This is a genomic window from [Limnothrix rosea] IAM M-220 (assembly GCF_001904615.1).
Classification (GTDB): Bacteria; Cyanobacteriota; Cyanobacteriia; order Cyanobacteriales; family MRBY01; genus MRBY01.
Genome location: NZ_MRBY01000014.1, coordinates 33,468 through 47,116 on the forward strand (window position 1 = coordinate 33,468; position 13,649 = coordinate 47,116).

A 13,649-nucleotide genomic window follows, 5' to 3' on the forward strand; every position below is an offset into this window, starting at 1 on the left:
TTTTTTAAATGGAAAAAGCTTTTAATTGATATATAGATCGATTTCTATGGTGAGGAAGTCCCTAGCCTGAGAAAGGCGATCGCCAATGTAACAGACTATTATTTAACAGATTATCAATATCATTTCTAGCAACAAGACCCATAATAAATGCGGCGATGAATAACTTATTTTAGGTCACAGAAATAAGCGTTACTTTCATTTAGGGAAAATCAGCTCTAGCTTGTGAAGATTTTGCAGGAAAAATATTAGAGTATGGGTGGCGTTAAACAGTGAAAAACGCATTTTTAAGATTACAAACTAGTAAACAACTTGCACTTGTTTCGCGGGCATTGCTCTTTCTGATCAGTGGGGTCATCGTTATTGCAGTTTCTTCTGGTGTGAGGATTGCCACCTACCCACAAGATAATTACCAGGGAACCTATGATTGCGCCATCGTGCTCGGTGCTGCGGTTGATGTGTCAGTACCCACGCCCGTTTTTGAAGCTCGCATTCAGCATGGTGTGGATCTGTATCACCGGAAAATTGTCCGTAATCTCATTTTTACCGGAGGACTAGGGGATGGCGATCGCCTTTCCGAAGGTGAAGTAGGAGCAGTCTATGCAGAGCAACAACAAATTCCTCGTCATCATATCTTCTTTGAAGAACAGTCAAAAACGACCCCACAAAATTTGATTGAAGCGCAAAAGATGATGGTCGAAAATAATCTAAATTCGGCAATTATTGTCTCCGATCATTTTCATTTACAGCGCAGTTTTATGGTTGCCTATTCGTTAGGAATGGAGGCAGGCACTTCAGCAACACACTATTCGAGATATCGTTCGTGGAAAACAAAATTCCCCTTCCTTTTACGCGAGGTTTATTTCTCAATTAAATTCAAATTTCTTCATGGATAAACTTTTTTAGGAGCCATGCAATTCCCCCAAATCCTAACTTTGAGAGAGACGCTTTACTTCTGATGCCCCTAACAATTCATCTGCTTCTTTGAGCGCTTGGGGAATTTTGTCGCGGTGGGGACTGAGACGAATGGCGTTGGTAATATCATGCTCCGCCAATCTATCGGCTTTATATCCCGGAAACCAGTGACTACCATTGCCCATGAGGTTATAACGTGCTTGCCCATACTCAATCATGTCGTAGGCGATCGCCAGATTTCTTAGCCAAAGAATAGTCGGAATATTGATATGACCCGGCGTGTGTTCATAACGCGGTAAGCCGACTTTCCACGTCTTTACCCAGTCTTCCCCAAGGGTGGCGATCGCCCGATTTTCTAAACGCGCCAAAATATCCGGCAAAATTTCATCCGCTTTATCGAGCAAGGGCAAAACCTTGAGGTGCTCATCAAAATCGCTCGGACGTGCCGCCCCCAAACTCAAAGTATGTACCTGCGGGTGGGATAAACAAAATAAATCATTAAACACCATGGGATGTAGAGGCTCACAGAGATCCCTTAATATCTGTGGCGGATCATAGAGATGCCCCCCCTTATCCGACGGACTAATAATAAACACGCCCATATCGTGACGCGTCGCCGCCTGAACAGCCTCCCAATTATCCTGATTAATCCAATACCAATGGAGATTGACATAATCAAGCTCCCCCGTTTCAATGGTTTTGACAATCATGTCCGTCGCGCCATGGGTCGAGAAACCCACATGACGAATGCGTCCTTCCCGTTGAAAGTCCCGCACAACTTCTAAACAACCACCCTTACGAAACGTATAGTCATATTGCTCTTGGGTATTAATGCCGTGAATACCAAAAAGATCAATGTAATCGAGCTGTAAATAATTTAGAGATTTTTCTATTTGCGCCCGAAACTCCTCAGGATTAGCCTTTGGAGCACCTTTTGTTTGGATAATCATCTCCTCGCGGGGAAATTGGGACAAGACCCACCCCAACTGCATTTCTGAGGTGCCATAGCCCCTCGCCGTTTCGATGTGGTTAATGCCAAGTTCCAGCGATCGCCGAATCACCGCCACAAGATTTTTTTGATTTTCGTCAGGAATATTGGCGGGAGGCTGATCCTGCCACTTAAATTGATATCGCATACCGCCACAAGAAAAGACGGGCATTGGCAGTTCAGTTCGACCAAAACGACGGTATCGCATAAAGCTCTAAATAATTTAATCAACTCCTGTAAAGTGATTTTAAACAAAATCTAATAGATAAGGCATCAGCCTGTTTGCCCCTAAGGCTTTGACTAAAAATTTATTTTTCATCTGAGATTTTAGAGACAAGGGGATTTTGGCAATATTTGCATTGCTCTCACCAAAACTGGTGGACTAGGGTAATCTTCCCGTCACCATGTCACCATGACAGGCTATGTGATTGAAATTACGCCAAACACAGAATTTCGCTAGACAAAATCTGCCCGCGATCGCCGAACCAATAAACCCGCCCTCACCAAACTATCTAACTGCTGACGACTTAAACCACTGGCCGATTCCGCCTGCTCCACAGTCAGAGAATGTTGGCTATCAAGATTCGAACATTGCAACAACTGCTGCAACACCTCATTTTGCACATAGCCATCAAGATAATCATTGTAATAACCCTGAGTCCCCCGATAACACCAAGCCGGAACAGCCAACCGATCCGCAGCATGCCAAGGAGGAGCAGCCCTTTCCGGCAAAGGCTTGAGGCAGCGCGTTTGAGTGAGCACTGTGTCATGGTCTTCCACCATTTGCTGCTGATTGTAATGCTCGCGGATATACTGACGACCAATGTCAGGATCAGGAGGATCTTGTAACAATCTCTCTAGGGCATCCACCGCCGCATCGGCATCTCCCGGATCAACCTTGGCAACAATCGACTCCGGCAAGCTAGAGCGGTAGGCCGCCACCCTCGTCAAAATTGGCGGCGTTCCACAGGCTAAAGATTCCATATGGACATTACCAAACGTCTCAGGGAATGTGCCCAAACAGAAAGTCACCCGTCCCAAACTAAAGTAGGCCGGTAAATCCTTACTTTCTAACCAAGGATGAAAAATTAACAAGTCATCAATGCCGCGCTCTTGGGCATAGGGCAAAATCAGATCATAGGTGTCCGAATCATTTTCCGACGCACCATCATGCCACTTAGGAATCAACAACCGCAGGCGATCGCCCTGCTTACCATGACGTTGTCGATATAAAGCCAAAACATCCAAAACATTGTAAATGCCCTTACGGGGGTCAGGCCGATGGGGATAGAGCAAAGGAATCACATCATCCGGAATGCCAAATCGACGAGCAAGGGGCTGCGGATCAACAGGCTGCAACAGATCCAAATCAAAGCCATTGGGAATGACCGTCATACGTTCCGTGATCTGGGGGCAGAAAATAGACATCGTATCCACCGCACAGTCACGCATGTAGTTAGAATTTAGCAACAGATGATCACGACGGAAATTTAAGCCATTCCCCAACGTATCAGAGTAAATAAAGTTGCGAAACGAAATCACTGTGGGGATCTTTTCGTACAAAAAGTGAAACGGCAACACCGCATCAAGTATGTAGAGCACATCAGCAGTAGCCAAAATCTCTTGGGTATCGAGAATGAGATGGGTCAGATTGTAGGGAGTAGTATTACAAATTTCGGGGAAGTGCTGTACGGGCAAAATGGGGAGAACTTCGACACCTTCCGCCAAGGTAAAAGGCTCATGGCAATTAGCACGGGCAGAACTGAGAATGCGGACGCGATGGCCTAATTGCCCTAAATATCGCACCACCTTTCCCAAGCTCTGTTGCGCTCCACCAGTGGTGTGCTTTGGGAAGAAGGGAATTCCAGAGAAAAAAACGATTTCCACAGCGACTCGATACTAAATTTTTCTTGAATCATGTCATCGTAACGTAATATCCGAGCCTCGCCGGCTCCACTCAACATATTTCTCTTTTTTTGATCGGTAGTCATGATACTTAATAAATTTAAAAGCAGGTATCGCGACCACAATAGTGATGCCATTAAGGGATAGATTGACCAATGGCGCGGAAAACTTGCCAGAAATCGGCCTTGGTTCTGGAGGCTCAGTCTCGGATCTGGAGACGATTATCGGTGAGGAGACCACCAGCGGCTGCAATGCCTCCTTGCTTTTTCACATAAGTCGCGAGTGTCTCTCGCAATAACAAATTTGTGTCTTTGGTCGGTAAGTTATCTAATTTCACAGGTGCGAAACCTTCTAATGCACTGAGATGTTCCCACGGAAGCGCCGTTTGCCTTAAGAAGCTATGGCTGACGATCGTCAAGGTTTTTCCTAACTGATCTTGGAGGGGATGGTTGCCGACCCAAACATCTGAAATGCTAGTGCTATGGCGGTCTGCACCGAGGTGGATGGTGTAGCGAATTTGCGTACTGAATTGAATAAACCCTCGCTCAAGATGGGGTTCACCGGGACGGTTGGCGCGGCGGGCATTGTCTAATAGAAATTGCCATAGTTGTTCTCCTGTCAGCTGAAATAGTGTAAGGGTGTCGGCATAGGGCATCAGGGCAAACCAGTCGGCGTAGGTTAATGTGCCTTTTGGTAAACCTGTTTTAAGAATTGCGGCATCGGTCATTGCCAGATCAACGCCATAGCCTTGGGCTTTTACTTGGGTTAGCAGGCCTGCTGTGACAAAGTTGGCGATCGCCAACTCCCGACTTGCAAAATCATTTAAGACCGCATCAATGCCTAAATCCGGATGGGGCTCGACGATACCAAGGGACTGATTTAATTTGTGCTTCAGGGACTGCACCACAGGCTCAACGTAATTGGTTTCAAAGGGTTGATCAATGGGTAGATCAGCCGTCGTCGTCAGTTTGGCATTGGTCACGGTGACGGTGTGCTGACTCTGTAAGGTTAGGGTCACTTCTCCGATGAAACGCCCCATGGCTCCGGCCTGCATGATCGGAATGCCATTGACGATATTTTTATGATTTAGCCCCGTTTCATTTAAAACATGGTGGGTGTGACCACCGATAATCGCATCAACTGCCCCATAGGGTAAAGCTTCTGCGAGTTGGCGATCGCCATACCCTTCCACCGTAGCGCTCGTCGCGTGCAGATCATAGCCGAGGTGACTCAAAATAATCAGCACATGGCAGTAGGGACGCAACACAGGCAGCAAATTATTAACCACATCCACCGGATCCGCAAACTGGAGTAATTTCGCTTCCGCACTTTTCATTTGTGCCGTCGTCGTTAACCCAATAATGCCGACACGCACCCCTTTGATATCGATCAAAGCCGCAGGATGAACTTGCGACTTTAGGGGAGCCGGGACGTAGAGATTGGCAGACAAAACAGGAAAATTCTGGGCACGGCCAATAATTTGACTGAGAGTGTGTGTCCCTAAATCAAGATCATGGTTGCCCAATGTCGCCACATCCACCCCAAGCTCTTGATACAGCTCATAGGGATGATTTTGGTTTGCCATCAAAATATCGAAGGGTGTCCCCACCATATCGTCCCCTGCCGAAAGGAGCATTACGCCCCCCTGGGGATTGTCATAGTATTTTTGCCACTGGTGTTTATAACGGGAAACAATACGGGAAAAAATTGGCGAACAGCCCATCTCCGTTAGATGGCTCATCCGTCCGTGGAGATCATTAAAGTGAAGAATCTTTAAACGAAATGGAGTTTGAATCGGTAAGCTTGCAGCGGCGGGAATTTGATAACGACTCGACAGTTCGGGCTCAACTTCGATATTGGTAATCGGTTGGGTAGCATTGCCCCATAGCAAAAATCGCTGTCGTCGATTGTGGGGAGTTTGAAACGGACAAGCCCTGAGCGTTAGGGGATTATGGGCGGGAAATGCCACTTCTTCGCGGTGTGAAGGGAGTCGCTTTTTTTGACTAGGTTGTTTATCTCGTTGCATTATCCCATGATTTTAAGGTTGAAATCGGGCTAGGTTAAAGCCTCAAATGATCAGCTCTTGCGAATGTTAAATACAACAATTTAACAAGCTATTTTTTATTTTTTGGCAGGTGGACAAAAGGAATTATGAGCCTAAATGATTGACCAAGTTGATTCCTTTCGGTGTAGCTATCCTATGACAAGGAGGAATACTTAGTGACAGTTTTCTGGAATGCTTTACCTCTGTGTTTCAGGGAATTTCTCTGAGATTTACATAGTTCATTAATCGTGAAGTTAAGGGAATGTTATTTTTTTAGCTCATTTAGTTATGGTCAAATATTGGTCGAAGCCCATCCATGGGAGATGAATCGATCAAGGGTCAATAAAAAGAGACACAGCGATGGCCATGTCCCTTTTAGTCTCAAATAATTTTATTTAGAAAAAGTACTGTTCTAGCTTGAATTGTCTTTTTGAGAAATCACGATAGGTTTTAGAACAAATTTCTGGATTAAATACGTGACTAGTACGTGGGTGGAGAGGGAGGAGTGGTGTTGTCATCTTTCATGGAATCCAACCAGTTACGAACCTGCTCACCAGCAATTTCTTTACCGCCAAGGCCAAAGGCAATGGCGATCGCCACAGCGATACCACCAGCGAGGAGACCGAAGGCAAGATTGACAATATTCGTTGCGATGCCCATTTGCTCCAGCGCCATTGCACCAACAAGGGTGAGGATAATGATACGAGCGGCCTGACCAAGAATCTTGGACTGACGGGAGCCGGAGGAGGAGAGAGCACGGTAGGAAATATTGGAGAAGTATAGACCTAAGGCAAAGATCAACAACGCCACTAAAACTTGACCGGCGATCGCCAAAATAATACCGACCACAGAAGTTAATGCCTCAATTTCAAGGACATCAACCGCCGTAAGGGTCGCGATCAAAAGAATAACAACGAGGGACACCGTACCCATCACCTGGGAAGGTGTTTTAGCGGGTTTACCTGCTTCACCATCGGCAGGCGTTGCGCCAATCATACCGTCAAGACCAAGCCAAGTGAGGACATTGTCAAAACCAAAACCCGTTAGGACATTGGTCACCAACTCAGACACATAATCACCAACAACATAGGCAAAGGTCAGGATAATCGATGCACCGAGAATTTTCGGTAACAGCATCAATACTTGATCCAACATGGCGATCGCCGGCGTTGCAATGGCCTCAATCTGAGCAACCTCTAACGCAGAAATCGCCACAGGGATCAACACTAAAATATAAGCAATCGTACCGAGGATCCAAGAAAGAGACTGACGACCGTCAGTACCCGTGAGACCCATCTTTGCACCGAAGCTATCCACACCAGTCGCTTTCAGGACATTAGTCACCAAACGACGGACAATCTGAGCAATAAACCAGCCCACAACGCCGATCAGAACGGCCGCAAACAGGTCAGGCAAGATCAGGAGAACTTCATCCACCAAACCCTGAAGTGGCGCAAGGGTGCTCTCTAGGCCAAGGGTTTCCAGAATTGGCGTGAGGAAGAAAAAGAAAACAAACCAATAAAGCGCATTACCGATAGTTTCAGTAACACCAAGGTCTTCCTGACCATCACCATCGAGGTCAACCATTTCTTGGTTGAGACGCTTATCGAGATCGAAGGAGCCAAGACCTTTAATCACGATTAACCTGACAATGGTTGCAATCAGCCAAGCCACACCAAGCCACAATGCTGCACCAAAAAGCTGGGGCACAAAATTAGTAACTTCGCTTAATAGCTCATTGAGAGGCGTATATACAGCATCGAGTTGCAACGTCTCAAGGGCAGCAACAATGGTGAATAAAATCACCAACCAAAAGGTCGTACCGGCAACCCATTTTTCAATGGGAAGATCTGTTTTTTCGTCTGCACCAGTCACCCAGGCAGCGATTTTATTGTCGATTTCTGTTCGACTGAGTAATCCTTGAATAATAGATTTGACAATAAGTGCCACGATCCAACCAACCACCAAAATGGCGATCGCCTTCACGATGTTAATAGCGTCCATGCCAAGGAGATTTTTCAACTCATCTGGCAGGGCTTGCAACGCAATCAACGGGTGATAGGGGATCGATGTTGGCACAAGAGAAAGGGATTCAATCAACTGTGACATCGTTTCTAAACTCAAAATTCGAGTGTTCAATTTAAAAAATTATGACAAGAGTCCATAGATATACCTACGTAGTTTTGTCACAACCATAACCTTACAAAGAAGCAGAACATTATTCACCCGTCAAAAGTCTAAAATATCCAGAATTCGCTATATTTTTTGTCGTAACTTAAGGAAAATCAACCTCAAAAGGTAAGTACAGAACATTCATGGAAGTTTTTGAGCAATCAATCCAAGTTCGGGCAAGTGCGACTTGCATTGAACAATGTTTTACGGATTTACCGACCATGCACCGTTGGCTCAATCCGATGTTGCGCTGTGAGCCTGTCGGCCAAGAGTGGAGTACGGCTTTAGAGAGTCGCAGTCGTTTTTGGCTCAGGATTCCCCTTGTTAATCTGGTGCTCAATAATCAAGTGGTGGAGCGGGAACCGGGCTTAATCGTCTGGCAGTTTTCTGGTTTTTTCCGGGGGCGGGATCGCTGGGAATGTGTCCCTAATGAAACGGGTACACAATTGATCAATCGTTTTCAGTTTGACATTCCTAATCCTATGATCCGCTGGGGGTTCCATCTGTTTGCGGCTCGCCTGACTAAAAAAGATATGCAGGCGCAATTACGGCGCATTAAGGCGATCGCCGAATCTATCCAACCCTAATGGGCTCACAAGTCTCTAGGGACAACCATCGACGGTCAGATAACGGTCAGATAAACGATAGGCAAATGGATCGAGAAAGTTTTAGGTCTCAGAAAACGTTTAAGATAAAACAAGCAACATAATTCCCTGAATGTGAATGTATAGTCTCGATCTCACACTGAAATATAGCCCCATGCCAGTTTCCGTCCAACGTAAAGAGGAAGAGGCAGCCAAAGCACTGTACCAATCTGTACTAGAGGCCATGAAAGCAGACCCCGCAACGATTGTCGAACTCACTTGCGAAAAGGATGAAGACAAAAAAGTAGCGTTTGTAAGTGATCAGATCAGTGCAGTCATTCTCAACAAACGTAGTGGTGCAGCCGCTTCTGGTCGGACACCGGGCTTCTTTGCAACCCAAAATGCCGAATAGGTTTCTAGCTTTGCTTTGGGAGGCTTACGGATGGTAGGTCTCTTTTTTTATTTATTTTTCTTTCTAGCCCATGACTATGCCGGCGATCGCCGTTCAGAATCTCAACTTTAGTTGGCAATCCGACCGCAAAATCCTTGACCATTGCAATCTCGACGTTCCCAAAGGTGAATTTTGGATGCTCCTCGGCGCTAATGGCAGCGGTAAATCCACCTTACTTCGCATCCTCGCCGGGCTCCTCCAACCAACCTCTGGGGCAGTAAAACTTACCCAACCCCTCGGCTTTGTCTTCCAAAATCCCGACCATCAGCTGGTGATGCCCACAGTAGGCGCTGATGTTGCGTTTGGATTAGTCGCCGAAAAATTATCAATGCAAGCCACCAAAGAACGGGTTTCCGAAGCCCTGACAGCAGTCGGCTTAGAAGCCTTTGCCCGCCGTCCAATCTATGCCCTCAGCGGTGGACAGAAACAACGAGTAGCGATTGCCGGGGCGATCGCCCGCCATTGCGAAGTACTACTCCTCGACGAACCGACCGCCTTACTAGACGGCGATACCCAACTCGACCTTGTACGGCAAGTCCGCAACCTCGTCAAAGAACGAGGCATGACCGCCCTCTGGGTGACCCACCGCCTCGACGAACTAGACTACAGCGATGGCGCTTTCCTACTAGAAGATGGTCGCGTCGTTGAACAAGGCAACCCCCAAAAACTAAAACATCGTCTCCAAACAACCCACCCTTAAATCCCACCCTTAACCATTCTTCCTTTTTTCCATGGATCTCCGTCTCCGTAAACTCCACCCCGATGCCATCATTCCCCAGTACCAACACCAAGGCGACGCAGGCATAGACTTACACGCCATTGAAGCCATGGCGATCGCCCCCCAGACCACCGCCCTCATCAAAACAGGACTAGCCGCCGAAATCCCCCTCACAACAGAACTACAAATCCGTCCCCGTAGCGGACTAGCCCTCAAACACAGCATCACAGTACTCAATACCCCCGGCACAATAGATGCCAACTATCGCGGCGAAATCGGGATTATTCTCATCAACCACGGCTCTGAAACATTCCAAGTCACACCCGGCATGAGAGTTGCCCAAATGGTCATGGCCAATATTGTTCAGGCCAACATCATTGAAGTCACCGAACTTTCAAATACCACCAGAGGTTCGGACGGGTTCGGTTCTACAGGGCGGTAATTTTCCATAACACTAAGCTAAATTAGAAATAACAGCGCAGTTGGCAATAGGTTGCAAGAATCCCAATGGACTTATCTTTATTTGTAGGCGTATTCTTTGGTGGCATTGGCTCATTTGCCATCCTCAAAACACTCCACAAAAAAGAAGTCGCCAAACTCAAAAGATATTTCTCCAACCAACAAGAAACCTACGCCGAAGAATTTCAACAAAAAGTCAAATCCCACGGCGAACTTATTAGCGAACAGCAAGCCCGCTACATCGCTGAAATCGAAAAGCTCCAACAACAAATCCATCAGCAAACAGCCGAAAAAGAAAATGTTCTGACACAGCTTGAAAAAGAAAAAGAACTAAACCACGCTCACCAGAAAAAACTCCGCGAAAACAATCAAGACATTGACGAAATCCTCGAATCCTTAGAAAAACACCAGCAAAGTCTCATTGACAGCAAAGACGTAGAAATCCAAGCCCTACAAGCACAAAATAAAATCCTTGCCATCAATCTTGAGCAGCTTAAGGTGGAGCTATTTACTCTCAAGCAAAATCGCATTGCAAAAACTGCGCAAAACGATGAGACTGGCGACTCTTCCAGTTGGACAATCGATCAAATTACTGAGCTTTTACAAACCTTATTTCCAGATATAACCTTACTACGAGATTCTGTAGCCGTACTAGCTTCACAGCCAGAAAATCTCGTCAAACTCATTAAAGCCATTAAAGATATTTATGACGGTCATCCCTATTCACCGACAAAAGTTAGAGCGACAGATAAAAAATGGACAGAATGTCGTGTCCCTCACATTAATTTAATGCGCATCTATTTTCAGAAGTGCAAAAAAGCATCTGGCTATCAAATTCTGATTTCACCTAAAAAAAATCAAAAAAGCCAAGATCAAGATTACGAATGGCTCAAAAGTCACCAAGCTTGTTAGCACTTGAAAATGTCAAGGATGATCAATAGTTGTTTCTATGGTGAGTTGCTCAGATAAAAAACGATGGACTGGACAACGATCGCCGATCTCCTTGAGCCGTGCCCTCTGAGCTTCATCTAAATCCCCCGAAAATATGAGTTGTGCTTGCACAAAAGGTTTTTCCTTAGCAGAAGACCGTTCATAATTTATCTGGACATCGACAGTATCCAGAGACCACCCCCTACGCTCCGCATACATCCTGATCGTAATGGCTTTGCAAGCCCCCAAACCCGCCAAAACATATTCCATGGGAGTCGCCCCGCGATCATCACCACCAATGCTTGAGGGTTCATCAGCAACAAATTGAAAATCACGAACAGAAACGTTTTGACCATAGCGTGTGCCGTTGGATGAAACATTGATCGTTGCCATAACAAAATACCTACAAATTATTTGATGTCATCAACCGATTAGGATAAATGCCCTGTTTTGACATAGATAAGGCAACCTTCGTCACTAAAAGGTGTGTGAATACTATTGGGCGGATTCCGTAGCCAAGTACCTTGAGGATAAACGCCTTGTTCGTCAGCAAAAGTTCCTTCTAGGACGAAAATTTCTTCACCTCCCCAATGGCGATGGGTTTGAAATTTTGTGCCCGACTCCCATTTCACAAGAGCCACACTTTCAGTGCCATGGGCATGGAGTGGCAGTACGCTCAACCCCCTCACCATTCCCGGCAACCAATGTTCTGCATTAGTATCAATGACTTTTTGTTGATCATCTTCAGGCGACATTTGCCAAAGCTTAACGAAAATAGTACAGCCCGCTTCGCTAAAGGGAGTATGGCTAGAGCCAACGGGATTGCGCCCATAGGTTCCCGGAGGATAATCGCCATGCTCATCGGAAAAGATACCTTCTAGAACAAAAAACTCCTCACCGCCACCGTGGGTATGGGCAGAAAAATGACTACCCGGTGCATATTTCACTAAAGAAGTTGCCCGCGCGACTTCTGCGCCATCTCGATCTAACATGCGCCTTTGCACACCTCCCATTGGGGACGCTTGCCAATCTAACTGTTCGGTTTCAATAACAGCTCGCTGGTTTAAGTCGGCATTAATTTTCATACATTAACGAAATTAGCGTACAGTTGAGCACCATCAATATTTAAAATTCCATGGAAAATTTAGCACCCAAGAGTGGCTCAATAATTTGATCAAAGGTTTCAAAGGGATTGTTTGAAGAGCGGGCAATCAGTTGTGCGCCTTGCAATAGTGCAATTAACCCCTTTGCTTCGACCTGCACCGAAGAGGAACATTCCCACAAACCAGCGTTACAACCTTTCTGTAAAAGCTCAACAAGCCAAGCCTCTGCTTCTTGAAAAAATAACTGGATTTCCGCTTGGGTCGCTTCTGGTAAAACAGCAAAATCGGCTGACAGCATGGCACATAGACAAATTTGATTTTTGTCGAGGCCATGGCGGTATAAACCAGTAAATTGCATCAGCTGAACGTCAAAACGTGTCGATGAGGCTGCAATCCAAGCGCAATCTCGACCCATATTTTTGCGATATCGTTTAACTAGCGATCGCACTAGATTGTCTTTAGAGGCAAAGTGATAGTGGATACTGGCCTTGCGAATACCGACTTCCTCGGCAATATCGGCATAACTAAAGGCGCTATAGCCTCGATTACGGACAATATCTTGGGCAACGTCAAGTATTTTAGTGGCTGTTTTACTTTCCATACATAAAGCACCTACCATTTGATAGGTTGGTTTCAAGTTTGTTTTTTTGAAGAGTAGGCGATCGCCCAAGTTTTGATTAAAAAGTCATCTTAAATCTATAAGAATAGACCCTAACTGCGGCTTGACACAGATTTTTAATATTAAAAATAACGTTAATGATTACCGAAAAAAATTAGGCTTTCAGAAATGGATCCTTTTTTTCTAGATCGCCATATCAAATTGATTTTGTCGGGAGCGTAGCGAATGTAAAGACTTGTGATAATCTGGCTTGTGGCTTTCGTAACTGTCATAAGGAGAATATTGTGGAACGTACTTTTGTAATGGTGAAGCCCGACGGCGTACAGCGCGGCTTGGCTGGGAATGTCATTGCTCGCTTTGAGGCAAAGGGTTTTAAGCTTGTCGGTCTCAAGCTTGTGTCCGTATCTAAGGAGCTTGCAGAAGAGCATTATGGTGTTCACAAGGAAAGACCTTTCTTTGGTAGCCTTGTTTCCTTTATCACTTCCTCTCCTGTTGTGGCAATGGTTTGGGAAGGCAAGAATGTTATTTCTGCCGCGCGTACGCTCATCGGTGCAACGAATCCCATTGAGGCAGCACCCGGCACAATCCGTGGCGATTTCGGTATGGATATCGGCCGCAATTTGATTCATGGTTCCGACGGCGCTGATACTGCGGCTAGCGAAATTGCACTTTGGTTTAACGAAGATGAGCTTGCGAGCTGGGAACCTGCAACAACGTCTTGGTTGTATGAATAAATTTTTGTGATTTCGACCGAAAAGAAAAAT

14 protein-coding genes are annotated in these 13,649 nt (G+C 45.8%); 7 read left to right on the plus strand and 7 right to left on the minus strand.

Annotation, left to right across the window (positions count from 1 at the left end; all coding sequences use genetic code 11):
* Positions 1 to 269: 269 nt before the first annotated feature.
* Complete coding sequence (locus NIES208_RS07835) at positions 270 to 893, plus strand: YdcF family protein (protein WP_075891467.1); 624 nt, start codon at positions 270 to 272, stop codon at positions 891 to 893.
* Positions 894 to 926: 33 nt separating this feature from the next.
* Here NIES208_RS07835 and NIES208_RS07840 read toward each other — a convergent pair whose 3' ends face one another.
* The 4 genes from NIES208_RS07840 to NIES208_RS07855 form a co-directional block, all read right to left on the minus strand.
* The gene (locus NIES208_RS07840; protein ID WP_075891469.1) at positions 927 to 2,108 is read right to left on the minus strand and encodes an aldo/keto reductase; all 1,182 of its coding nucleotides are present in this window, start codon (positions 2,106 to 2,108) and stop codon (positions 927 to 929) included.
* Between the two features lie 248 nt (positions 2,109 to 2,356).
* On the minus strand, positions 2,357 to 3,787 hold the full coding sequence (locus NIES208_RS07845; RefSeq protein ID WP_075891471.1) for a glycosyltransferase: 1,431 nt from the start codon (positions 3,785 to 3,787) through the stop codon (positions 2,357 to 2,359).
* A gap of 217 nt (positions 3,788 to 4,004) precedes the next feature.
* Positions 4,005 to 5,831, minus strand: coding sequence for a bifunctional metallophosphatase/5'-nucleotidase (locus NIES208_RS07850; protein ID WP_075891473.1), 1,827 nt, complete (start codon positions 5,829 to 5,831; stop codon positions 4,005 to 4,007).
* 498 nt (positions 5,832 to 6,329) lie between these two features.
* Positions 6,330 to 7,958, minus strand: a complete 1,629-nt coding sequence (locus NIES208_RS07855; RefSeq protein WP_075891475.1) for a mechanosensitive ion channel — start codon at positions 7,956 to 7,958, stop codon at positions 6,330 to 6,332.
* 206 nt (positions 7,959 to 8,164) lie between these two features.
* Between NIES208_RS07855 and NIES208_RS07860 the strand changes: the two genes are divergently transcribed.
* The 5 genes from NIES208_RS07860 (at position 8,165) to NIES208_RS07880 (ending at position 11,145) form a co-directional block, all read left to right on the plus strand.
* A complete protein-coding gene (locus NIES208_RS07860) occupies positions 8,165 to 8,608 on the plus strand; it encodes an SRPBCC family protein (protein ID WP_075891477.1) in 444 nt (147 codons plus the stop codon).
* A 136-nt stretch (positions 8,609 to 8,744) separates the two neighbouring features.
* Positions 8,745 to 9,017 carry a UPF0367 protein family gene (locus NIES208_RS07865; RefSeq protein ID WP_075891479.1) on the plus strand — a complete coding sequence of 91 codons (273 nt, stop codon included), beginning with the start codon at positions 8,745 to 8,747 and terminating at the stop codon, positions 9,015 to 9,017.
* 70 nt (positions 9,018 to 9,087) lie between these two features.
* Positions 9,088 to 9,756, plus strand: a complete 669-nt coding sequence (locus tag NIES208_RS07870) for an energy-coupling factor ABC transporter ATP-binding protein (protein WP_075891481.1) — start codon at positions 9,088 to 9,090, stop codon at positions 9,754 to 9,756.
* Between the two features lie 31 nt (positions 9,757 to 9,787).
* Complete coding sequence (dut, locus tag NIES208_RS07875) at positions 9,788 to 10,216, plus strand: dUTP diphosphatase (RefSeq protein WP_075891483.1); 429 nt, start codon at positions 9,788 to 9,790, stop codon at positions 10,214 to 10,216.
* Positions 10,217 to 10,281: 65 nt separating this feature from the next.
* On the plus strand, positions 10,282 to 11,145 hold the full coding sequence (locus tag NIES208_RS07880) for a hypothetical protein (protein WP_075891485.1): 864 nt from the start codon (positions 10,282 to 10,284) through the stop codon (positions 11,143 to 11,145).
* A 12-nt stretch (positions 11,146 to 11,157) separates the two neighbouring features.
* On the opposite strand, the gene NIES208_RS07885 is transcribed toward NIES208_RS07880, so the two are convergent.
* The 3 genes from NIES208_RS07885 to NIES208_RS07895 are packed head-to-tail and all read right to left on the minus strand — an operon-like array spanning position 11,158 to position 12,867.
* Positions 11,158 to 11,556, minus strand: a complete 399-nt coding sequence (locus tag NIES208_RS07885; RefSeq protein WP_075891487.1) for an OsmC family protein — start codon at positions 11,554 to 11,556, stop codon at positions 11,158 to 11,160.
* Between the two features lie 38 nt (positions 11,557 to 11,594).
* Positions 11,595 to 12,248, minus strand: a complete 654-nt coding sequence (locus NIES208_RS07890) for a cupin domain-containing protein (RefSeq protein WP_075891489.1) — start codon at positions 12,246 to 12,248, stop codon at positions 11,595 to 11,597.
* Positions 12,249 to 12,288: 40 nt separating this feature from the next.
* Positions 12,289 to 12,867, minus strand: a complete 579-nt coding sequence (locus NIES208_RS07895; RefSeq protein ID WP_075891537.1) for a TetR/AcrR family transcriptional regulator — start codon at positions 12,865 to 12,867, stop codon at positions 12,289 to 12,291.
* A 302-nt stretch (positions 12,868 to 13,169) separates the two neighbouring features.
* Between NIES208_RS07895 and ndk the strand changes: the two genes are divergently transcribed.
* Complete coding sequence (ndk, locus tag NIES208_RS07900; protein ID WP_075891491.1) at positions 13,170 to 13,619, plus strand: nucleoside-diphosphate kinase; 450 nt, start codon at positions 13,170 to 13,172, stop codon at positions 13,617 to 13,619.
* Positions 13,620 to 13,649: the final 30 nt, after the last annotated feature.